We start from the raw sequence: 24170 nt of genomic DNA, 5'->3' as shown, positions 1-24170 counted from the left end.
ATGTGTATAAATCATAATGTTAATGTTGAGTCTTTATTTAAGCTAGTTGATCAAGGGAATAAAAAAGAGAAAGAAAAAATTAAAGAGTTTATACAGTACTTTTATAATTTTGTTTATAATAGTGACCTAAAAGTCAACGATAAATTTCTTTTATACATTGCAGAAGATGCATACAACTTCATTCTTAAAAAAGAAAAAGAAGAAAGTAAATTGGCAGTAAGTAATGTAAATGATATTTCAGGAATAGAAGGCAATTTCACTATAATTAAAATCACAAATTATGACATGCCCTTTTTAGTGGATTCTGTCATTTCCACTATTAAGTCATACGGTTTAACTATATGCTATTATAGTAACAGTATAATTAATGTTCAAAGAAAAAATAGCCTAATAGATAAAATTCATCTTTTGGAGGAAAGTAATGGAATCAAAGAGTCAGTAATATATCTAATTATCAAAGGTATAAGTGGTAGCTTTGTTGATACACTAGAAGAATCTCTACGAAAGACGCTAAAAGCAGTTAACTGCGTTGTAAAGGACTGGCAATCGATGCTCAAGAAGCTTCTTGAGCATCCGGCATTGGATGCTGGAGGCAGAGATTTTCTAGCTTGGTTGAAAAATAACAATTTTGTATTTTTAGGTTATCAAGAATGCATTGCTAATAAAGATGGAAAGCTTGTTCTAAGTAATGGGGAAAATCTCGGTTTAATGAGAGCAAGTGAAGAGTATCAAAATTCATCGATTTCTTCTGAGGGTTTAAATTCTTTATGCATATTAAGATCAGATCTAATCTCAATAGTTCATCGACGTACGTACATGAATTGTATAGGGGTGAAAGAATTTAATGACCAGGGTAATGTGGTGAAGGAACGGCGTTTTTTCGGGTTATTTACTTCTGTAGCAGAAGTGCAAGATATTCGAACTATTCCGGTAATAAAGGATAAGATCACAACAATAGAAAAAAAGGCAGGATTTGTGCATGGTGGTCATAACAACAAAGCTTTAATCTCTATCTTACAGGCATTCTCTTGTGACGAATTATTCCAATCAAATGAAGACGAGTTATTTGAAACTTGCACCTCGATCATGTCTCTTGCGATCAGACCTCGAGTCAAATTATTTTCAAGAAAGTTAGGGAATTTTATTAGTTGCATAGTACTGATACCAATGCGTTATGCTAGTGCAAGGCTAATGTTAAAAATACGTGATATATTAAAAGATGAAATGAACGCAGAAAGTTCCGATATTTATAACAATCATATTATAAATGAGTATGATTTGATGAAATTACATGTGGTGCTAAGAAACAAAAATGCCATTGTTTTTGATAATGAAATTTTAAATATAGAAAATAAATTAAGAAACATTACAGAAAAGTGGGAAGATCGCTTTGTAGACAATTTATATAATACTTTTAGCACTGTTGAGGATATATTCATCCGTTATTGCAATGCATTTCCGATAAGCTATCAAGAGAATTTTGAACCCCATGATGCATATTACGACATGAAAAAATTGGAGGTAGTAAGGAAGAAAGGAGTAAGTGAGGTTGATTTGAGACTTACTTGTGACAATTTTAACTATCAGTTAAAAGTTTACACTCCAAACAATGGTGGTCTTGAATTATCAAAGATATTAAAAATTACTAAGAATTTAGGAGCAAAAATTCTATCTCATAATGGTTATTACATAGAAATCAATGGTGGAATATGGATACACCACTTTGTGTTGTCAAGAGTCGATGAGTTAATAAGTGACATTACTCTGAAAGAGCAATTTGAAATAACGCTTGCAAAAGTGTTCAGCAAGGAAATTAAAAATGACTATTTCAACAGTTTGATCATTATTGCTGGGCTCAAATGGAAGGAAGTGCTTCTTATTAGGGTGCTAAGTGCCTATCTAAAGCAGACGTTATTTAACTATAACCCAGAATATATCCAAAAAGTGGTCTCAGAGTACCCAAAAATAGTGAAATATCTGATACAGCTATTTCGTGCAAGATTCAATCCTAATATAGATATTGATAGAGCAGAAACTACTAACATTTTCCAGGAAAAAATTGAAGAACTACTAAAAGAGATCAGCAACGTTTCACATGATTACGTTTTGCGTTCGATATTTAACTTGATAATGGCAATTTTGAGAACCAGTTATTATCAAGATGATAAGCCATACTTATCTATAAAATTTGATTCAAGTAAAATCAATGGTTTACCTGACCCGCGCCCATACCGTGAATTGTATGTTTATTCAAACCTTTTTGAGGGAATACATCTAAGAGGAGGGAAGTTGGCCCGTGGTGGTTTAAGGTGGTCGGATAGGACGGAAGATTTTCGCACTGAAGTTTTGGGACTCATGAAAGCCCAGATGACAAAAAATGCGGTCATTGTACCTGTTGGTGCAAAGGGTGGATTTGTAATAAAGCAAGCTTATAAAGATAAAAACACTTTAAGAGAGAAGGGTGTTGAATGCTATAAGAATTTCATCAGAGGAATGCTTGATATTACTGATAATGTAGTTGATGGCAAAATAATTCCACCAGAAAATGTGATTAGGTATGACGAAGATGATCCATATTTGGTAGTTGCAGCAGATAAAGGTACTGCTTCATTTTCTGATTATGCAAACGAAATATCCTCTGAATGTAACTTTTGGCTCGAAGATGCATTTGCATCTGGTGGATCAGCAGGTTATGACCACAAAAAGATGGGTATTACAGCAAAAGGTGCATGGATTGCAGCACAAAGGCATTTTTGGAGAATGAATAGAGATATTTGCCAGGATGCAACTGTTATTGGAATTGGAGATATGGCTGGCGATCTATTTGGAAACGGCATGCTGCTTTCAAGAAATATGCGTTTAATTGGCGCATTTAACCATATGCATATTTTTATTGATCCAAACCCTGATACAGAGAAGAGTTTCACAGAGCGTAAACGCCTCTTTGAATTACCATTTTCAACTTGGTTGGATTATAACAAAAATTTGATTTCTCATGGTGGTGGAGTATTTGAGCGTAGTAGCAAGCAAATAGACATTTCTCAAGAAATGAAAAAGTGCTTTGATATAACGGAAGATACATTATCTCCAAGTGATTTGATTCGGTATCTGCTCAAGGCAAAAGTGGATTTCATATGGAATGGAGGAATTGGCACATTTGTTAAAGCAAAGAGTGAAAGCCATGGCATGGTTGGTGATAAAGCAAATGATGAGTTAAGAGTAAACGGTCAGGATATTAGAGCTTCTATGTTTATAGAGGGTGGTAACCTTGGTTGCACGCAGCTTGGAAGAGTAGAATATGCTAAAATAGGTGGATATATCAATGCAGATTTTGTTGATAATTCAGCAGGAGTAATATGTTCTGATCTTGAAGTTAACATAAAAATTGCTTTTGTTTCAATCATGAAAGGAGGGGGAATTTCCTTAGAAAAAAGGAATAAAATACTGGCTAGCATGATAGATGAAGTTGCATCTAAGGTACTTGAAGACCATAACAGAATTGAAACAAAAGCATTGCTCCTTGAGTGCTTGCAAGCTAAACAAAGGTTGGAGCAGCACCATAAATTATTACTCGGTTTAGAAAAATCTGGGCTGTTAAACCGAAGCGTAGAATTTCTTCCAGCTGACGAAGAGGTAGCAAGGATGTTAACTGGTGCAGAAGGTTTTAGTTCTCCTCAGCTCTCTGTTCTAATGTCTTATGGAAGAACAGCAATAAAGAATGAGATTATACGCTCTAAGCTACCTGAAAAAGATTTCTTGTGCCGTGATTACTTACTAAATTACTTTCCACAAAAGATGGTAACAGAGTTCAAGGATCCCATATTGAAACACCAGCTTTCTAGGGAAATTATTTCTACTTGTATTGCAAACGATGTAGTAAATAGGATGGGCTGTATATTTGTTAATAACTTGGTTGAGAGTACTGGAATTAAAGTACATGAAGCAGTTAACATATATATCGTTGTTAACCACCTATATAATTTAAATAGCCTGTGGCAGGAAATTGATAAACTGGATGGAAAGATTGATGTTGATTCTTACTTGCTAGTAGTGAGAAGTGTGCAAAAATTTATTGGTAGAGTATCATTTTGGTTAGTAAAAAATCTTGGTGAGCTCAATCTAGTAAAACTAGATGATGTTACAAAATTTAGGGGTGCAATTGAAACCTTAGGCCATGACATTTTAGATGAGCGCCTATTAAAGATCTATAATGATGGATTAACTTTTTTAGTAGAACTCAACATAAATAAAGATTTAGCAAAAAAGGTTGCTGATCTACGTATTCTTATTTATGCGCTGGACGTTATATCTATTGCTGAACAGACATCTTTATCCATCTTTGAAGCTGGTAAAATGTACTTTGAATTAAAGTCGCTGTTAAGATTAGATCTTGTTAGAACAGTTGCTATCAAGATGAAAAGTAATTCTTCTTATTGGGATCGCAGCTTAATCAATGACTTATTAGATGATTTAAGCAATTATCATCATAAGCTGGCTGTTAAAGTTATAAAAGCTACTGATAATCACGTAGATAAGGTTCAAACTTGGGCTCTTAATGATAAGGATTATATAGAACGTTACAATAGCTTTTTGAATGAGATGGTTGCTTCTAAACTTGATTTAAGTAAATTAATACTCATAATTAGGAGAGTTAAAGTACTTGCTTCATAGGAAAAATGTTTAACATAGGTCTTTCAGAAATTTTAGTTGTAGCTTTAGTTAGTATAATTGTTCTTGATAAAAGTAAAGTACCTGTATTTCTTAATCTTATTAAAAATATATATAGGTATTGTGTGGTTGTAAAATCAAGAGTTAGGAAATTGTTGAAGGATACCGGAATTAAAGAATTATATGAAGAGCATAACGTTGAAAAAGTCAATTACATAATTGGTGAAGATGGCAAACTTTATCCTACTTACAATGTAGATAATACAAAAAATGACAGCAAAAATCCTAATAGTAGATGATATACCATCTAATGTTAAGCTTTTAGAGGCTCAGCTGAAAGCAGAGTACTATACAGTTATTGTAGCTCATGATGGCGAGGAGGCGATAGATTTAGTAGCGGAACAGCAGCCAGATATTATCTTACTTGATGTCATGATGCCAAAAATGAGTGGTTTTGAGGTTTGTAAGAAGCTAAAGAATGATCCCTTAACGACTTATATTCCAATAATTATGGTAACTGCGCTGCATGACACTCATGATAGAGTGGAAGGAATTAATGCTGGTGCGGATGACTTTCTAACTAAGCCGATAGATGAAACTGCTTTATCTGCAAGAATTAAGTCTCTTGTGCGCTTAAAGATGATAATAGATGAGTTGTGCTTGAGAGGAGAAACTAATGCTGAGATTGGTGGGGTAGCAGAAAGCAGTATTATGTATTCTAATCAGATTTTTGACGCTAACATACTTGTTGTAGATGAGGACACCTTTCAAGCAGAGCAGATACATAATGTTCTAAAGCAACGCTTCAGATCAATTAAAATACTGCACGATCCAAAAGAAGCATTGAAGGTTGGTATTAAGGATAATTACGACTTGATTATTTCTGACATGCAATTTTCAAAAACTGACGGCTTACGTTTGTGTTCTAAGTTTCGTAGTAAAGTAGAAACACGTTATACACCAATTCTGATCCTTTCTGAAGATTATGATAAAAGCAATTTAGTAAAGGCACTTGATGTAGGTGCTAATGATTATTTAACAGTACCTTTAGATGAGAGTGAATTAATAGCTAGGGTTAATTCGCAAGTGAAACGCAAAAGATATCAAGATGCCTTGAGAATGAATTTATTTAATAATGTGGAGATGTCTATAAAGGATCCATTAACTAACTGTTATAATAGAAGATATTTTGATGCACACTTAAGAAATATTGTTAAGGATTCTGTGGAAAAAGATAGAAGTTTATCTCTTATGATACTTGATATAGATTATTTTAAGATGGTGAATGATAACTTTGGGCATAATGCTGGAGATGAGCTTTTAAAGGAAATACAGAAAAGAATTTCTGAAAATATCAGAGTGACAGATTTACTAGCTAGGTTTGGTGGTGAGGAATTTGTTGTTTTAATGCCAGATACCAATGTATCAGATGCGTATACTATTGCAGAGAGAATACGAAAAATTATTACCAAAGAACCTTTTATACTTGTGGATAAAAATACAACTCATAATGTAACTGTGAGCATTGGAGTTTCAGCAATGCAAAGATCTGACCTTGATGATGTTAAAGAATTTATAGTACGTGCTGACAAATATTTATATAAAGCAAAAAACAGTGGTAGAAATAGGGTGGTTACTGGTTGAAGTTCTTTCAAATAGGTAGTAACTAAGATTCAAATGATAGCATAAAATTTCTCAACTCTGGAAATTTCTCATTTAACTGCAGAAATAGATATTTATTTAAAAAATACCCTGTAATTTTTAGTCCTAGTCTGAATTCTTGATATGAGTAGCTATTTTGTAGGTTGTTATTGTATACATCATGCAACATCTGTGGAAAAGGTAGTAATTTATCTGCATAATAGTCACCTACTTTTTTTGACACTGCTCTACCAGTTTTTGGAGAAATAAATTGTAGATTTTCTTTCACACCTGTTACAGCACATTTTGATAGGTCTAACTTAAATCCAAGTTGCGTAAGAAGCAGAAGCTCTAAGTTAAGGTAATGACTTTGCCAAAACTGGCCATTATGTTTTATTACATCGATGAAGTGTCTAAAATTATCATACAACTTGATGCAGGATTCACTTTCTGGAAGCACTTTTTCTAATATAGACGAGAAAGAAACAATAGCAATGCTTTTTAACCTATCTTGAAAGAAATGATGAAATGAAGATTCAATCAATTCGCACTTTAAAAAACCTAGATTTTCAGGTAGCTTAGCACTCCATTCTGCATGTAATAGATTACTTATTTGAAACTTATAATTGCTATTGTTTGTTAACCTAGTTAATCCTCTGCACTTTCCATGATTTTTTGTAAATAGAGAAAGAATTAAATTTTTATCACCATATTTTTTAACAGCTATAATAACACCTTCATCTTTCCATCTCATTTAGAGTATATTGGCCATATGATATTATAGAGATAATAAAATTAGTGTAGCAAATTTGAGTTTAAGTCAACTGAAATATATTGACTTTATGTGCAATATTAGCTTTAAACCAGTAAAACAAGCTGCTTAACATATGCGCCCTCTCTATTTTAATTATATTCTTCTTTTGTCTCTATGTTGTTTTTTGCTTTTTTCAATGAAAGCCCAAACGGATGATTCGTCAGTTATTCCTATACCAAAAAGAAAAAAAGAATTAGTTGAGTTAGTACAACCGAGGCAAATTATTGAAATACAGGAAATTGATGAGGGTATTCCAATTCCCAAAAGAAAAAAGGGTGTAGAAAGAAAACTAAGAGAAGACATCAAAGAGGTGAAAAATGAAATAAGAGATAAGAAAAATGTTGAGAACAAAGATGATGAATTGGCTGTAACAGAAATTATTAATTCTATAAGGGATAAACTGACAGAGTGTTGGAGCATTCCTGAGGGCATAGTTTATAAAGAAAATTTTAGTATAAAAATTAACTTATTATTATCCAGTAAAGGCGAGATCGTTGTAGCCAACGTAGCAGATAGTAGTTCTTATCAAAATAATCCTCTTTTTAGATCAGCAGCAGATAATGCAATGCGTGCAGTGTATAAATGTAGCCCGTTAATTGGCTTACCTGCTGAGCAGCATCACATTTGGCGCGAAGTCACGTTAGATTTTATTCTAAATAGGTGAATTTACGTTACCTAAATTAGTTACTTGTGATGAAAAATAAATCAGCAAATTTTCAATCAACAACAGCTAAAGACCTTTCTGCAACGTTGATTTCTCTTATATCTGTAACTTCGTCATTCTGATTAAACGAAATTTGCAGAGACTTACTACTGTACTTCCTTTTTCCCAAGAAGTTAGCTTGTTTAATTTTATATGAGACATAGTACCAAACATTTTCGTCGAACTTTGATACTAATGTTGGCGATCCTAAAGTATGAACCACTTTTTCTCTATCATCACCTACTTTTATTTTGCTCCACAGTTCAACATTAATGCCAGGAACTCCGTGATTATAGATAGTGTGCATGCAGCCTACTGAAAACAGCAAAACAGAAAATGTTAATACCCGCATTTTGTCAATTAATTATTTGAAATCATAATACACTGATAAACTATCTGTTGTCAAATTTCAAAAAAGTTAAATTGACTGATTCTCAATATCATTTAATATAATATTTACTTCAAAATAATTAGGTACCTTATGTCATTGCTAGAAGCAGATCCAATATACAAGCCTTTTAATTATCCTTGGGCATATGATGCATGGTTGCAGCAACAAAGGATACACTGGATACCTGAAGAAGTTCCGCTTGCTGATGATGTGAAAGATTGGAAAACTAAACTTTCGAATGTAGAGAAAAATTTATTGACCCAGATTTTTAGGTTTTTTACTCAAGCAGATATTGAAGTAAATAACTGCTATATGAGGCATTATTCAAATATATTTAAGCCAACAGAAATATGTATGATGCTTGCAAGCTTTTCCAATATGGAGACTATACACATTGCAGCCTATTCATACCTTCTAGATACGATTGGCATGCCAGAAAGTGAATATCAAGCATTCTTAAAATATGATGCTATGAGAAAGAAGTATGAATACATGTTAGAATTTGAGGAAAGTAAAAAGCACGATAAAAAACATGTTGCTAAAACTTTAGCAGTATTTGGTGCCTTTACTGAAGGATTGCAGTTATTTGCATCATTTGCAATTTTGCTCAATTTCCAACGTTTTGGAAAAATGAAAGGCATGGGACAAATAATTGCCTGGTCAGCACGTGACGAAACCTTGCATACTAACTCAATTATCAATTTATTCAGTACTTTTATTAAAGAGAATAATGAAATTTGGAGTGATGAATTTAAAGAGGAATTATATTCAGCATGTCGCACTATTGTTGAACTCGAAGATGAATTCATAAATCTTGCTTTTGACTTAGGGGATATTGAAGGACTATCTGCAAAAGAAGTGCGTAATTATATACGCTACATAGCAAATAGAAGATTGACGCAATTGGGTCTAGAGCCTATATATGATATTAATGATAACCCTCTTCCGTGGCTTGATGAAATACTAAATGGTGTGGAGCATACGAATTTCTTTGAAAATAGAGTAACAGAATATAGTCGTGCAGCGACTCAAGGTACATGGGAAGAGGCTTTTGCTAAAAACAATATAAAAAGTAAAGAGTAGTAATTTCAACCTTTTTTATCGTTTCGTCGAAAATTCGAGTCGGAAGTTTCCGCTCAATTCGCGCTTTTATTCTCCTCTGTGAATTGACCTGCGCTTGTACATGTTTACTGTTTAAATTAACTATATGAAGGCTTCCTCGTATGCTGAAGTTGTGATGGACGCAATAATACGAAGTCAAACTTTTTTTTCCTTTTGGTACTCTTTGTTTTGGTATTCTTTCATAAAGATGCCATAGTAAGAATTTTGTTTTTGGACGAGCTAATTCTACTATCAAATTCTTTTTGTGTAAAGGGTGGAAATGCCCTTTACGCAAATTCCCCTTAAATTTTAAGCTTGATATCTACTAGAATGAGTAGAATATGACTTTTCTTATATTTGTCATAAAAAATTTAGATAGCAGGCTTGACTTTGCATATTACGTAATGTCATAATAAACTTCTTATGGCATTAATACGGGGGTTAGTATGTTAAATGCTTTAAGAAAAAAGAAAAATATGTTATTAACATGGGGTGATTATGTTAAGTATCGATAAAAAAATACCGAAGCTATCAGTCTAGTTTCTTATCAAGAAAAATCAAACAACGTTAAGCAGAAAAAAATTGCTACTATTACTATTGATGATAATGAAGCATGGAAGAAATTCTTTGATGCACAGAACAATCCTTCGACTAATAGCACTAACACAAAGGACCCAAAGCGTCAAATTCACAAAGATGAAAGCGACATGTTTAGATACACTACTGAAGATGAAAACAAATATAATGGTAAGTACATAGTTGGCAAAGTTACTGATGAAATTAAAGAAGTGGTGATTAAACTTTTTGGTGATGCTGTGAAGTCTGTGGCTTTAAAAGAAAGCAAGACTGAAGAAGGCAAGATCATACCTGCTGCAAGAGTTGTATTAAGTGGCACGAAAGCACTTAATATAAGCGAGGTTTTAAATGATGATGTAATAAAAAAGTATGATCTAAGCTCAATCACGGTTTGCTTGCCTGATGAAAGTAAGACAAGAGGAATACGCTGCAGAGTTGATGAGAATGGAACAAGAATTTATGAAGTAGCTAATGGTTCATATTATATGACTTTAAATTGGTGTACTGAAGGGAAAAAGTGTGAAATGCAAATTAAAATTAGCGATAATGGTTCTGTAGAGTTTATTGAAAGCAATGGTGTTACTTGGGATCAATTAGCTGCACATAAGGAAGTGAAAGTAGGAAGACAATATGAAGCAAAGCCTTTATATGAAGCATTGTTATATTTAAAGGAAGAAGACTCTAAAGTAATAAAAGGATTTTATCCTCCAATAAGTGTGGAAAACGTACAAATTACTACAGGAGTTAATAGACAAGCAGCTACTTAGATGTATTAAACAAGACTTGATCTGACACTTTAAAAAAGTAAGTTATAAAATAATAAAAGAAAGGAGTGTTAGAAATGAGTACGATACAAACAAAAATACTAAAGCCGAAACTAGGATTGCTAGAGCTAGCAAAACAGCTTGGAAATGTGTCTCAAGCATGCAAGGTTATGGGATATTCAAGGGATACATTTTATAGATTCAAAGAACTATATGAAAATGGAGGAGAAGAAGCGCTGCATGAGATAAGCAAGAAAAAACCACTTATGGCAAACAGAGTCTCTGAAGACATGGAAAGAGCTGTAGTTAATATTGCAACAGAATTTCCTGCATATGGACAACAAAGAGCTGCAAATGAACTGAGAAAAAGGGGCATAATAATCTCTGAAGGTGGAGTGAGATCTGTATGGCTGAGAAATGACCTTGAGACCTTCAAAAAAAGACTGAGGGCTCTTGAGGCAAAAGTTATGCAAGATGGAATAATTCTAACAGAGGAGCAACTTGCGGCTTTAGAAAAAGTTAAAGAACAAAGGGAAGCACATGGTGAAATTGAAACAGAGCATCCAGGTTATTTAGGTTCTCAAGATACTTATTATGTAGGCAACATCAAGGGTATAGGAAGAATCTATCAGCAAACTTTTATTTGTACTAGACACAACTTAATCTGACAGGGATGAATTAACTGACAGAAGAATTGAAAACTAATATCAGTCTCTTGTTTAATACAATTAATGGCTGGAAGAAGGTAGTAGACTAAAAAGTTTCTTCCTTAAGTTGTGTAATATTAGCCTGAGGAAGGCCAGTTGTCTGGGAAATGACATCAATAGAAATGCCAGCCTTAAGTAGATTTTTTGCAACTTCGATTTTTTCTTCTTGTCTACCCTCTTGTTTAGCATCATCAAGTTTTTGAGCGAGGACAGCCTGTTCATCACGAATACGTTTGATCTCTTGTTCGTAGGCTATAAATTCTTTTTCAGACCAGTTGAACCTATTTAGTTCTTCATAAGCTCTTTTGATTATTAGATCACTTCCTATTATTCTCTCTAGCTCTTCTTCACTAGTTTCATCTGCATATCTAAAGAAGTAGATCCATTTCTCGACTATACTTGAAAGCTGATCTTCTTTGGTTTTTGGAAATTTAGGCAACTCAATAAATATAAAGTAAAAATCTTTTAGATCATGTTCATTAGTATCTTCATCGCGAATAGTATGCTTTGATTTGTACTCAGCCTTATCAGGAAATAAAATACAATCTGCTATAGCAATAAAGATAATTTCCTTAAGGTCATGATATTGATCACCCTTACTAGCTTGTCTTGAGTAAGTCTTAGCAGCATAGTATTGTGCACGTTTTTCAAAGCCCTTAGTTTTAGCGACCTGCATCTCGCAAACGTACTGAACACCTGAAGAATCTCTACAGAGGACATCAACAATACTTTGTTTTTTAGAAGCAATATCAGGATCTTGAATAGTACTTAAAAACTCTATATCCTGTATTGCGTTTTTACCAGTAAAGCTCAGAATATCATTGAGAAAGTGAATGAGGATATCTTTATTCTTTTCAGTACCAAAGATACGACGAAACGCAACATCATTTTTTGGATCGAGAAACTTAGAAAGAGCCATGAGAAAGTAAGATAAAAAGCATTGATAATTATACACAATTGTGAAGAAATATTCAACTAAAATTCAAATATGTTAGTAGGAGAATGATCTGCTCAGAAGAACTTAGTCAAGCAGTTTTTTTTATCTCTTCTTATGACTGCTTTTATAATATACCTTGGGAAGGCCAGCTTAGTGAAACATACTTGATTTGTATTGATATTAAAGCTATATCTTTACTAAGCTGAGGGTTGAAAATATGGCAATAATTCTTTTAGATACAAAAACAATAAATCGTATAGCAGCGGGAGAGGTAATAGAAAGGCCAGCGAGTGTAGTAAAGGAATTAGTAGAAAATGCAATAGATGCTGGAAGTTCAGAGATAGAGATCAAAATAGAAAGTGGTGGACGTAACCTTATAACTGTGACAGATGATGGAAATGGAATAGAAAAGAACGATCTGGAACTAGCACTTATGAGGCATGCCACTTCAAAATTAAGTGATAGTGAGTTAATAGAGATCAGACATCTTGGCTTTAGAGGAGAGGCTCTGCCTTCAATTGCAGCAGTAAGCAGAATGAAATTATCATCCAAGGCAAGTGGAGCAAAGGAAGCATGGTCTATAAGATATGAGGGAGGAGAAAAAATAAGAGAGATTATCCCTTGTTCTTTGTTGCAAGGTACATATATTGAAATTCGTGACTTATTTTTTGCCACACCAAATGGATTAAAATTTCTAAAAACCGAGAGGGCAGAAACACAAAGCATTGTTGATATTGTGAATAACTTAGCGATGATTAATTATAGTATTGGGTTTACTCTCACTTCCGGTAATAAAAAGCTCTTAAAATATGTTAAACAAACTTCATTGTTTAACAGATTATGTGAAACAGAAGAAGAATTTCAGAGCAATTCGCTGGAAGTTAAAGAGGAAGAAGACGGCATCAAACTTACGGGACACATCTGTAAACCAACTATTAGTCGTGGTAATTCAACTCAGATCTATACGTTTGTTAATGGAAGGCCAATAAAAGACAATCTACTTATTGGTGCAATTCGATATGCGTATCAGGACTTTATTCCAAGTGGGAGGTATCCTTTTGCAGTGCTGCACTTAGAGATACCATACGATCAAGTAGATGTAAATGTGCATCCAAATAAATCGGAAGTAAGATTTCAGAATAAAAGGCTAATATATGAAATAGTGAGAAGAGGGATAATAAAAACACTATCAACGAGATTTGCAGCGGGTGATCAAGGTATTGAAGAGGAGCTAATTTTTAATGATAGTAAAAGCCAAGAGCAGGTTGATAGTCAAGAGAAAAAAGATCAAAAAGAGTTTTATGAAAAGAGACCAAGTCTTTTAGAAAATCGTCTAGTGAAAGAATTCAATGCACCAGATGAAAGAAGGCAAAGCTTACCAGAAACTTTTAAGTATGGAGAATCCCCAGCCCAAAAGGGAACGATGGTTTTAGAAAGGAAGCAAATTGATTTGGTAGAGGATCATCCCCTAGGATATGCACGTTGTCAGGTCCACAATACTTACATTATTGCTGAGGCTGGAGATAGGCTGATTATAGTAGATCAACATGCAGCCTATGAGAGGTTGATATACGAGTGCTTAAAGCAAAAATCAAGCATAAAAAGACAAAAACTTCTTCCTGAAACAGTTGAAATTAAAAACCAAGCTGTAATGGGGATGGTTAAAACTTATAAAGATGAGCTTTTTGAAATGGGTTTTGATATTGAAATACAATCAGAAGATAAAGTAACGATAAAAGAAATACCTTCAATCTTGGGAACAATAGATATAAAAGAGATGCTAGTTGATATAGTAGATAAGTTAACGGAAATGGAAGATACGTTGTCAATAGAGGATAAGGTGCATAAAATATCAGCCACAATCGCTTGCCATGGAGCAGGAAGAAAAATGAAATTGGAAGAGATGAATGAGATACTAAGACAAATTGAGAAAACTCCATATTCTGGTCATGAAAGACCAACTTATATAGAAATGAAACTAAGTGATATAGAAAAATTGTTTGAAAGGAGATGAGTTCAGTTTGTCAAAAAGGTTGCCAATTAAGTATACGTAACAGCTCTTCTGATTATGGAGTATAAAATTTGAAAAAAGAGAATAAATGCTCTAATTTTTTAGATTACAAAGTGATAGGACAGGAAGTAAGAAATCGTAGATTAGCAAAGGGATATACTCAAAAAGATTTAGCAAAAAAAATCGGAACAACATATCAGGTAATACTGCAATATGAAAAAGGAACACGAAAAATTTCGATTGAGAAGTTGTACGCTATAGCAGAAGTGTTATCGATTGGTATTATAGATCTCATTCCTGTATCAAATGAAAAAATCTGTCTTGAAGATGAGGGAGAGGAAATTAGTAAGAGAATATAAAAAGATTGGCGGTCAGGAGTTACGTAGAGTGTTTTGTTTACTGACCAAATTGGTTCAAGTTAGTGAGAAAAGTAGTAAAAAAGCAGAGAAAATAAAAATTGCAAAGGGTCTGGTTAAAGCAGGAATTTCTGTTGATATTGTTTCACAAGCAATTGGCCTCTCTGCTAATGAGTGTGTTGAAGAAAAAACAGGTTCTATCTACTATAAAATAGGAAAAAAGATAAAGGAATGGACGGGAATATACTCAGAAGGATTTAGCAGAGAAAATGAGGTGACGAAATAAGCAACTATGAGCAAGGACGTGTGGCTATTCCACTGGAAAAATTGTATGCAATAGCAGAAACATTATCAATTAGTATTACAGATCTGCTAATAGAAGAAGATGAGATAGTAGAAAATGAGCTACCTGATTTGATTAAAGAATACAAAGAAATTGAGAGCCAAGAACTACGTAATGTACTCATAAAATCTATGTTTAAAAGCATACAAATTTGTGAGGAGAAAATTAGAGAAGAAGAAAGAATCAAAATTGCAAAGAACTTAGTTAAAAAAGGAATTTCTACCGATATTATTTTGCAAATAACAGGCCTCTCTTTAGGCGAAATTCAACATATTTAAAATAAAAAATCAGTATATGTTAATATCTTTACTCTTAGATGAAAAAATAAGTAAAAAAGATTGAGAAATTGATTTGACTTCACTCGGAAGCTATGGCTTTATGCCAATGCTGATAAAAAACAGCAGTAAATAATTAAAAACAATTTGTTATTAGTGAAGGGTAATTTTTATGAATAATAAGAAAAGTAGTAGAGATCATAGAGAAGAAATAGAATTCAGAATATTAGAAAGCAAAGGTAAAGCACTACTTGATCGTGAAATAATGGAAACATTTCTAAGTGCAGTACATGAAAGGCCACAAGCTCAAGAAATTGCTAAAAATCTGGTGAATACTTATACAGGAGTAGGAAGGATTTTAGGCCGAGAAATGGATGACCTGAAAGTTATAGAAGGAGTAACTGATTCTGCAGTAGCAATGATTATGTGTGTTAAGGAAACACTAGAAAGAGTACTGAGAGAAAAGCTCAAGAGTGAGCCAATAATGGACTTACAAGGGCTAGTAGAATACTTAAACGTAAGTATAGGCCACTCAGAAAGGGAATGTGTAAAAATACTGTATTTGAATAAAAGGCGTCAATTAATCGGAGAAGAATCCTATATTGGTGAAATGGAAAAAGCACCAGTATACATAAAGGAAATTATAAAAAAAGCATTAATAAAAAATGCAACATTAATAATAATGTCACACAACCACCCAGGTGGGAGTTTAGAACCATCAGAAGAAGATCAAGCAGTAACGAAGAGCTTAGCAGCAGCGTGTAGTACTGTAAGCGTTAGATTATTTGATCATATTATTATCACAAGTGGGGGCTATTTTAGCTTTAGAGAAAACGGATTGTTATAGCAGAAAGAATTTAGCATCTAAACTGATTAGGAGAAAGTATTTGCAAATCTACTCACTATAATTTATAATGAGTAATAGAATGTATAAACTAAGATTTATATACTTAAAAAGTATTTTTAATATGGGGGTTATATGACTAGTAAAGACAAGTTATTGAAGAAAATATTTGGTGCTCTTGAAGGCGTTGATATAAAGCAGTCTAAGTTTGTGAGCAAAATTGATAATCAGAAGGAGATAAAACCGGAAGATACAATGCCTTTCCCTAGCAGAAACGTTCACGAAAACAAAATCAACTATGGAAAAGGACTTGACTACATATATGGCACAAAACCTTTGAGTAATCAAGCAGATTATCCAGAAGGGTTGAATCCATTTGCTTCAGCTTTGCAAAAAATAAAGCCAAGTGCAGAAAAGTTGAGCTGGCTTAAAAGTGCTGTGGTAAGAGCAAAAAGTCCAAATGAACTGCACAAGGCTGTAGACCAAGTACTAACTTCTGGAGCAAGGCTAAATGCATGTAATGATGGCGAATGGAGTTTTGCAGAATATGTAGTATTAGGTACACATTTTCACAAATTAGAAAAAAGTGATCGTAAAAAGCTAATACGAAAATTAATGCTAAGCGGTGCAGAGTTTCATGATACTCTACTACAGAATAAACTGATAGGTGAAATCTATAATGAGCTACAACCAGAAGTTCAGCCACAGATAGATAAGAGACTAGAAGAACTAGAGAAGGCTGGCGAAAGTGCTGTGCAAGAAGGAGAATTAATAGATGTTGAGATAGATAATACAACATCGTATATAGAATTTTCTGATGATAGCAAGGTAGAGGTAGCCAAAATACTGAGAGAATTAGGAAGTAATATTTTAAAAATTGGCAATGATGCAGTTGAGGTTAAAAGTGAGAAGGGAGGTATAAGAAACTATACTGATATGTCAGATGGAAGATCCATTATATTGGAATTTCCTACAAGCGTTGGTAAGCTAAATATTGTATTGTACCATGATGTAGAAAAATATGATCAAGTACAAGTCAGAGTAGAAAACAAGGAAATGTGGGCTGAATTACAAAAAATAGGAGAAGAAGTAGGAAAAAATTGCCTTTTCGGGGGAGTAAAACTTAAAGAAGCAGTAGAGAGAGGTAGTTTCACTAGATGTGGCATATGGAGTGAAAAGCATGCTATAAAAGAGATTAGCAATGATGAAGTATTGTCTTCATGGGTAAATAGGGTATGTGGAGGTAGTAAAGAAACCTTTAGGGAACTTTAATGTGTCTACAGTCAACTTTAAGGTTCCAGAGTTTTTTTCTTACCGTTATATCTGGAGCCTTAACAAAATTGAGCTATAGTAGAAAATATTATATGTATGGTTCTTTTAGTGGAAAAAAGTCTAGACTGTGAAGTAGGGGAAAAAGTAAAAAATTGGAGGTTAGAGCGAGGTTATACTCAGAAGGATTTAGCGGAGAAAATTGGTGTAAAGTACTGGGTAATACTGCAATATGAGAAAGGGAACCGTAGAATTTCAATCGAAAGGTTGTATGCTATAGCTGAGGCACTATCAATCAGTATTACCGATCTTATTCCTGTATCAAAAAGCTGTCTTGAAGATGAGGAAGAAGAAATATTAAATCTAGTAAGAGAATATAAAAAGATTAATGATCAGGAGTTACGTAGGATGTTTTGTTTGCTAACCAAATTTGTCCAAGTTAGTGAGAAAAGTAGTAGAAAATCGGAAAAAATAAAAATTGCAAAGGATCTGGTTAAAGCAGGAGTTTCTGTTGATATTGTTGCAAAAACAATTGGTCTGTCTGCTGATGAATGTGTTGAAGAAAAAGTTGGTTCTATCTACTACCAAATAGGCAAAAAGATAAAGGAATGGAGACTAGTGAGAGAGTATACTCAAAAGGATTTAGCGGAGAAAATGAGTACAACACGTGACGAAATAAGCAACTATGAACAAGGACGCGTAGCTACTCCACTGGGAAAATTATATGAGATAGCAGAAACATTATCGATTAGTATTACAGATCTACTAACAGAGGAAGATAAAGGTAGTAAAGTGGAAAATGAGCTACCGAATTTGATAAAAGAATACAAAGAAATTGAGAGCCAAGAACTACGTAATGCATTAATAAAATCTTTGTTTGAAGGTTGTGAAGAAAAAGTGAGGAAAGCGGAAAGAATCAAAGTTGCAAGAGATCTAGTAAAAGAGGGAATTTCTGTTGATATTATTTTGCAAATAATTGGTTTATCCGCTGATCAAATTGCATGAAAATTTATTTCTAAATAAGGTATATATGTTTGTTTCTGTAAGAGATATTAGTTCTATAAGCTATGAAATAGGACAAAAAGTAGAAAATTGTAGATTAATGCAAAGATGTACTCAAATAGAGTTGGCAAGTAAAATCGGATTAGCGTATCAAGAAATAAAGGATTATGAAAATGGGTATATTCCTATTCCAGTTGAAGTGCTATATGTAATAGCAAGAGTATTATCAGTTAATGCTGTAGATCTATTACCTAAACCAATAACAGTAAGAGAGTATGAAGATGAAGACGAGGAAATACTCTATCTAACGAAAATATACGAGAATCAAAAGTTAGGCAAAATAGTACCTTCATTAGTCAGGTTTGTTCATATTAGCGAAAAAATTAATCAAGAAGAGGCAAGGTTGGAAATAGCAAAAAATCTAGTGAAAGAAGGAGTTTCAGTTGACATAATTTCCCAGGCAACGGGTTTATCTATTTACGAGTATGATAGTACAGAGAGAGAAATCTGCACTGATTCTATATATTACAGAATAGGACAAAGAATAAGAGAATGGAGATTGATAAGGAGATACACTCAAAAAGATTTGGCGGATAAAGTTGGTTTAACACTTAAGGAAATACACGAGTATGAAAGAGGCTATACTGCTATAACATTTGATAAATTATATGAAATATCAAATGCATTATCAGTGAATATTAAAGTTCTGCTACCTAAAACAAGAGAAAGCAAAAAGCTATTGAGTTTAATGGATGAGTACGGAGAACAAGAATCATTAGTCAAATCTCTATCTGAAAATATGAAAAGTGGCAAGGAAAAAGTTAAAAAAACAGAAAGGATCAAGGTTGCAAAAAATCTAGCAAAGGTAGGTGTTGCTATTGATATTATTGTGCGAGCAAGTGGCCTAACTGTTGATGAGTGTGAAAATTGAATTGTGTTAAAGATATAAGTAAAGTTAGTTAATGATTTAACCAGCAGAATTTGCTAACCAACTTTTTTGGCTCAGTTGAATTTTGCTTGGTATAAATTAAGATATGAAATCGCAAAGTTTATCTATTAATTTGTATTAAACAAGACTTGATCTGACACTTTAAAAAAGTAAGTTATAAAATAATAAAAGAAAGGAGTGTTAGAAATGAGTACGATACAAACAAAAATACTAAAGCCGAAACTAGGATTGCTAGAGCTAGCAAAACAGCTTGGAAATGTGTCTCAAGCATGCAAGGTTATGGGATATTCAAGGGATACATTTTATAGATTCAAAGAACTATATGAAAATGGAGGAGAAGAAGCGCTGCATGAGATAAGCAAGAAAAAACCACTTATGGCAAACAGAGTCTCTGAAGACATGGAAAGAGCTGTAGTTAATATTGCAACAGAATTTCCTGCATATGGACAACAAAGAGCTGCAAATGAACTGAGAAAAAGGGGCATAATAATCTCTGAAGGTGGAGTGAGATCTGTATGGCTGAGAAATGACCTTGAGACCTTCAAAAAAAGACTGAGGGCTCTTGAGGCAAAAGTTATGCAAGATGGAATAATTCTAACAGAGGAGCAACTTGCGGCTTTAGAAAAAGTTAAAGAACAAAGGGAAGCACATGGTGAAATTGAAACAGAGCATCCAGGTTATTTAGGTTCTCAAGATACTTATTATGTAGGCAACATCAAGGGTATAGGAAGAATCTATCAGCAAACTTTTATTGATACTTATTCGAGAGTGGCTTTTGCTAAGCTTTATACAGATAAAACTGCTATTACCGCTGCTGACTTGCTGAATGATAGAGTAATACCATTTTTTGATGTACAAAGCGTGCCATTATTGCGCATTTTGACCGATAGAGGTACAGAATATTGTGGCAAACCAGAGAATCACGCTTATCAGTTATACTTAGGAATCGAAAATATTGATCACTCAAGAACTAAAGCCAATTCTCCGCAAACTAATGGCATATGCGAGAGATTCCATAAGACTATGCAAGATGAGTGTTACAATATTATTTTTCGCAAGAAAATCTACAATTCTTTGGAAGATCTGCAGATAGATGTTGATCATTGGTTGCGTTCTTATAATGAGACAAGGCCTCATTCAGGCAAATATTGCTATGGCAAAACGCCTACTCAGACTTTTCTTAATAGCAAACACATTGCTTTTCAGAAAAATATTAGTAGCATGAAACAAGAGACTGATATTAGTTTTAACTACCTCAATTCTTCTGTCAGTTAATTCATCCCTGTCAGATTAAGTTGTGTCTAGTACACATGAAACAAGAGACTGATATTAGTTTTAACTACCTCAATTCTTCTGTCAGTTAATTCATCCCTGTCAGATTAAGTTGTGTCTAGTACATATTTGCTGCATATGGATTTTTCCTTACCATATCACGTGATCTACTACGTAAAGTTTCAAGGCTTTGAGAAAGCAAATTGTTTATACTTCCTAACTCTGGTTGAAAGTGAAAAAATCTTCTTCCTGACCCTGCTGCATCCCAGGCTGAACTGTTGATTTTTGGCTTGCTAAATAATTGCTTGAACGATTTTAATAGCATTACTTTTCCTGATCTGAAACTTTGGATAACTCAGCCTCTAGCTCTTCTACTGTTGGTAAAGCTGCCTTTATATTCTTTGGTAGATTTTCAGTAATTTTATATTCTGCCAACCCTATCGGTTTATTTATGTCTTTCAGTGTATACTTAGCTAGTACGTTATCCTTTGACTTGCATAAAATTAATCCTATAGATGGTTGATCTGTCTCATGCTTTAGTAAATCATCAACGGCTGAAAGATAAAAATTCATTTTTCCTGCATATTCTGGCTTGAAATCTTTATCTTTTAGCTCAATTACTACAAAGCAACGTAACTTTAAATGGTAAAACAATAAATCAATATAGAAATCTTTATTTCCAACATCTAAGTGAAATTGCCTACCTACAAATGCAAATCCTTCTCCTAGCTCAAGCAGAAATTTTTCCACATGGCCTACAAGACCTTTTTCTACTTCTCTTTCATGAGCGTCATCTCCTATACTCAAAAAATCAAAAATATATGGATCTTTTAATGTATAATGTGCCAAATCTGACTGGGGAGAAGGTAACTTATCTTTGAAGTTAGTAACAGCTTTTCCTTGACGTTTGTGCAATTCACGTTCGATTTGCATCACCATTATACTACGTGACCAGCCGTGCTCTATAGCTTTTTGAAAATAAAATAGTCTTTCTTTTGGATCTTTTACTTTATCTAAAATAACTACAATATGAAACCAAGGCAATTGTGCAGCAACCTGCTGCGTAAATTCAGTATCTTGATATTCTGCAGCAAATTGACGCATATAAGTAAGATTCCTAGCACTAAATCCCTTCATTTCTGGAAATGCGCTTCTCAAATCCTTACTTAGCTGATCTATGATTTTAGCACCCCAACCATGTTCTTTTTGGCGCCTTAAGATCTCTGTACCAATATAGTGATAAAGCACAATGAGTTTGCTATTTACTGCTAGTGCTGCTTTATAACGACTAGTAGCAATCTGTTCTTTGAGCTGCTCTAAAAATTCTGTATATTCTTTTGCTATAATTTTTGTCATACGGTTCCTTTCAACGATATTATATGATCCCTTTACTCGTTGAAAAAACAATCTTTCTCTTTTGCTTTATATCTGCAATTTTCAATTTAGCATTAATACGTTGCCGTAGATTCAGCAAGTCATTTATCTGAACTTCAGCATATTTCACAACCATACGCGTCAAGTTAAGAGATTGTAAGTAAATTTAGTACACTCAGAGTTGACATTTTACTATTAACTATTGCATCCCTAAGCATTTTGATTCATCATTCTCTTTGTAAAAAAACGTTCCCAAATTTCTCTCCACTTTTTCTGGGTAAGGTCAAATATCTCTGAAAAACTTATACCTTATTATTCTATCCTCTTCACTCTTATTTTTCCTTAACTTGACGCTTATGCTTTTTTGAATGTTCCCACGCTTTCAAATAAACCAATCACCTGAGAGGAGTAATATCTTTTTTATAGTAATTACGTAAATGACCAAATCTTTCCTGCTCGCAATACTTGTGCATTTTACATGTGTTCTCAAGGATTTTTACTGATGCGGGATTGTCTGGCCTAGCTGTTGCAAAAATAAAAGTGAATCTTTCTCCTTCTGGATTGTCAAGTTTTTTGTTAATTCTATAGCCTTTTTCTACAACTTTGTTAACCCACTCACCTACAACAGCTCCAACAGCCTCGCTAGCATAGCCTTTATTCCAATTTTTTTTTGCAAATAAATAACTTAATTCTGATTGACCAACTTTTTCACTATAATCAGCTACAACTTGCCCTACAAAACTATCATCATCATTTTTTCGTACTGTAAGTGAGGAGAAAACATCGTTTTTTTCGTACCTCTTAACCCATGTATCTACTCTTCCTTTGACATACTCTAAACTTTGAATATTACCAGTTGCATAAAGATTCATTACAGACTTGTCAGAATATAGATTGTCATAGTACGTTTTTGTGTCTTCTACTGTAACAGATTCTAAGGTTAACCTTTCAGTATTAATTCTGACATTTAATTTATTGTTGTCATCTAACTCAAAGGAGACTTCTGCTCCTGTTTTATTATTCATAATGAACTTACCTAAAATAATCATAATTAAGTGTAAATATGGCATGTCATGACTACACTTGTCAAATTGAGATAAGTAACTGCATCATGCTGTGATTTACTCACATTATCTCTCGATATATCTGCTACTAGCAGCTTACAACAATTCTCATTGTTAGGAGGACAAATAGGAGACATTGAAGAGTTTTTTAGTTGTAGAGTGGGTCTACTTCTTTATACCCCAGTTGCGGATTAATCAATACAGTAAAATGTAGAAATAGAGGGCTTTTTAGGCTTCATAGAATATGAAACTAATGTGGAAAAGATGTGCACCAAGAAATTTATTGGAGACCTGTGTCTTGAATGCTCAAGATCAAGTCTGTTTTTGAGGTAACCAAAAACTGTTTCAATAATCGACCTTTTTCTTAAAAAAATCTTTTCTTCAAGAAGCATTAATGTATTTTTCATACCTTTTTTTACTTTGGTAACGAGTTTTATTCCTCTATCGAAGAGTTTTGCAAAGAGCTCTTTCTTTATATAGCCCTTATCACCAAACAAAAGACCAGTCAGTTTTTCAGTTAATTTTGGTACTGGTTTTCTGTCGTCAACGTTACCTTTAGTCATTGTAACTCCTTGAATTTCACCTTTTTCATTAATTACCATATGCAATTTAAAACCCAAAAACCAGCCATATGTAGTCTTTCCAAGCTTTGCCAATCCTTTGAAAACTTTGTTTCTTGAGATTCTTTTTGGATGGCAAACAGCGATAGAAGTTGCATCTATGTACGAAATTCCGGTCATTTTTGACTGCTCACAAAGCCACTTTAACAAGAGCACTAAATACCTTTTAGCCTAATAAATCTACTATATGTTGGCAAATTTTGAAACTCAGATCCATGTAGTGCTTTCAAATAATATGTATAGAAAGATTTAAAGTCCTCACATCTAGATTGTTGATAAAGTAAAATTATAGTAAGAATTTCAGAATGCGTAATCCCTGGCGTTCTGGTAGGTTTTTTACTGTTTGGCAGGAGTTTTTCTGCGAAATTTTTGTTTATAGCCTTGCAAAAATCGTCTACAAAGCAAAATAATTCTGTTACATTTTTATTCATGGGTAACCTCTCTATTTTTTGATAATATGTTTCCGGAGTTTACCCTATTTTCCTGGCT

General features: G+C 33.5%; 18 protein-coding genes and 4 pseudogenes. 14 read left to right on the top strand and 8 right to left on the bottom strand.

The window, feature by feature from the left end:
- From HGO49_RS01640 to HGO49_RS01630, 3 genes are read left to right on the top strand one after another with little or no spacing between them, the layout of a single operon-like run.
- Positions 1-4671 carry an NAD-glutamate dehydrogenase gene (locus HGO49_RS01640; protein WP_017531663.1) on the top strand — a complete coding sequence of 1557 codons (4671 nt, stop codon included), beginning with the start codon at positions 1-3 and terminating at the stop codon, positions 4669-4671.
- Between the two features lie 5 nt (positions 4672-4676).
- Positions 4677-4967, top strand: coding sequence for a Sec-independent protein translocase subunit TatB (gene tatB / locus HGO49_RS01635; protein ID WP_017531662.1), 291 nt, complete (start codon positions 4677-4679; stop codon positions 4965-4967).
- Positions 4939-6312, top strand: a complete 1374-nt coding sequence (locus HGO49_RS01630) for a PleD family two-component system response regulator (RefSeq protein ID WP_017531661.1) — start codon at positions 4939-4941, stop codon at positions 6310-6312. The genes tatB and HGO49_RS01630 overlap by 29 nt, the downstream gene beginning before the upstream one ends.
- Before the next feature lie 22 nt (positions 6313-6334).
- Here HGO49_RS01630 and recO read toward each other — a convergent pair whose 3' ends face one another.
- On the bottom strand, positions 6335-7063 hold the full coding sequence (gene recO, locus HGO49_RS01625; protein ID WP_017531660.1) for a DNA repair protein RecO: 729 nt from the start codon (positions 7061-7063) through the stop codon (positions 6335-6337).
- Between the two features lie 196 nt (positions 7064-7259).
- On the opposite strand from recO, the gene HGO49_RS01620 reads away from it, so the two are divergent.
- The gene (locus HGO49_RS01620) at positions 7260-7787 is read left to right on the top strand and encodes a hypothetical protein (protein WP_017531659.1); all 528 of its coding nucleotides are present in this window, start codon (positions 7260-7262) and stop codon (positions 7785-7787) included.
- 52 nt (positions 7788-7839) lie between these two features.
- Here HGO49_RS01620 and HGO49_RS01615 read toward each other — a convergent pair whose 3' ends face one another.
- On the bottom strand, positions 7840-8178 hold the full coding sequence (locus tag HGO49_RS01615; protein ID WP_026092580.1) for an outer membrane protein assembly factor BamE: 339 nt from the start codon (positions 8176-8178) through the stop codon (positions 7840-7842).
- A 129-nt stretch (positions 8179-8307) separates the two neighbouring features.
- On the opposite strand from HGO49_RS01615, the gene HGO49_RS01610 reads away from it, so the two are divergent.
- The 3 genes and pseudogenes from HGO49_RS01610 to HGO49_RS01600 form a co-directional block, all read left to right on the top strand.
- Entirely contained in the window at positions 8308-9300 is a 993-nt protein-coding gene (locus HGO49_RS01610; RefSeq protein ID WP_017531657.1) for a ribonucleotide-diphosphate reductase subunit beta, read from the top strand.
- A 725-nt stretch (positions 9301-10025) separates the two neighbouring features.
- Positions 10026-10661 (top strand): hypothetical protein, encoded by a 636-nt coding sequence (locus HGO49_RS01605; RefSeq protein ID WP_017531656.1) that lies wholly within the window; start codon positions 10026-10028, stop codon positions 10659-10661.
- A gap of 74 nt (positions 10662-10735) precedes the next feature.
- Positions 10736-11308: pseudogene (locus tag HGO49_RS01600) on the top strand (helix-turn-helix domain-containing protein); the annotation flags it as partial.
- A 103-nt stretch (positions 11309-11411) separates the two neighbouring features.
- Here HGO49_RS01600 and HGO49_RS01595 read toward each other — a convergent pair.
- Positions 11412-12284 (bottom strand): Rpn family recombination-promoting nuclease/putative transposase, encoded by an 873-nt coding sequence (locus tag HGO49_RS01595; protein WP_172758397.1) that lies wholly within the window; start codon positions 12282-12284, stop codon positions 11412-11414.
- Positions 12285-12519: 235 nt separating this feature from the next.
- On the opposite strand from HGO49_RS01595, the gene mutL reads away from it, so the two are divergent.
- The 7 genes and pseudogenes from mutL to HGO49_RS01560 all read left to right on the top strand — a co-directional run bounded on the left by mutL (position 12520) and on the right by HGO49_RS01560 (position 20626).
- Entirely contained in the window at positions 12520-14316 is a 1797-nt protein-coding gene (gene mutL / locus HGO49_RS01590; RefSeq protein ID WP_172758398.1) for a DNA mismatch repair endonuclease MutL, read from the top strand.
- 68 nt (positions 14317-14384) lie between these two features.
- Positions 14385-15290, top strand: a pseudogene (wmk, locus tag HGO49_RS01585) (WO male-killing family protein Wmk).
- A gap of 169 nt (positions 15291-15459) precedes the next feature.
- Entirely contained in the window at positions 15460-16134 is a 675-nt protein-coding gene (locus tag HGO49_RS01580) for a JAB domain-containing protein (protein ID WP_172758399.1), read from the top strand.
- Positions 16135-16266: 132 nt separating this feature from the next.
- Complete coding sequence (locus tag HGO49_RS01575) at positions 16267-17403, top strand: hypothetical protein (RefSeq protein ID WP_172758400.1); 1137 nt, start codon at positions 16267-16269, stop codon at positions 17401-17403.
- A gap of 96 nt (positions 17404-17499) precedes the next feature.
- Positions 17500-18405 carry a WO male-killing family protein Wmk gene (gene wmk, locus HGO49_RS01570; protein ID WP_172758401.1) on the top strand — a complete coding sequence of 302 codons (906 nt, stop codon included), beginning with the start codon at positions 17500-17502 and terminating at the stop codon, positions 18403-18405.
- Positions 18406-18430: 25 nt separating this feature from the next.
- Entirely contained in the window at positions 18431-19333 is a 903-nt protein-coding gene (gene wmk / locus HGO49_RS01565; RefSeq protein WP_172758402.1) for a WO male-killing family protein Wmk, read from the top strand.
- A 204-nt stretch (positions 19334-19537) separates the two neighbouring features.
- On the top strand, positions 19538-20626 hold the full coding sequence (locus HGO49_RS01560) for an IS481 family transposase (RefSeq protein WP_096616077.1): 1089 nt from the start codon (positions 19538-19540) through the stop codon (positions 20624-20626).
- 121 nt (positions 20627-20747) lie between these two features.
- Here the strand turns inward: HGO49_RS01560 and HGO49_RS01555 are convergent.
- The 5 genes and pseudogenes from HGO49_RS01555 to HGO49_RS01540 form a co-directional block, all read right to left on the bottom strand.
- Positions 20748-20948 (bottom strand): annotated as a pseudogene (locus tag HGO49_RS01555) (phage portal protein); the annotation flags it as partial.
- Positions 20948-21979 (bottom strand): PDDEXK nuclease domain-containing protein, encoded by a 1032-nt coding sequence (locus HGO49_RS01550; protein WP_063631091.1) that lies wholly within the window; start codon positions 21977-21979, stop codon positions 20948-20950. The pseudogene HGO49_RS01555 and the gene HGO49_RS01550, both read right to left, overlap by 1 nt.
- A gap of 19 nt (positions 21980-21998) precedes the next feature.
- Entirely contained in the window at positions 21999-22133 is a 135-nt protein-coding gene (locus HGO49_RS07450; protein WP_255419746.1) for a hypothetical protein, read from the bottom strand.
- A 259-nt stretch (positions 22134-22392) separates the two neighbouring features.
- Entirely contained in the window at positions 22393-23022 is a 630-nt protein-coding gene (locus HGO49_RS01545; protein ID WP_172758403.1) for a GNAT family N-acetyltransferase, read from the bottom strand.
- A 230-nt stretch (positions 23023-23252) separates the two neighbouring features.
- Positions 23253-24112 (bottom strand): annotated as a pseudogene (locus tag HGO49_RS01540) (IS982 family transposase).
- Between the last annotated feature and the right edge of the window lie 58 nt (positions 24113-24170).

Origin of the sequence: Wolbachia endosymbiont of Diaphorina citri, from assembly GCF_013096535.2 — a bacterium.
GTDB lineage: Bacteria > Pseudomonadota > Alphaproteobacteria > Rickettsiales > Anaplasmataceae > Wolbachia.
This window is presented reverse-complemented; position numbering and strand designations above follow the sequence as displayed.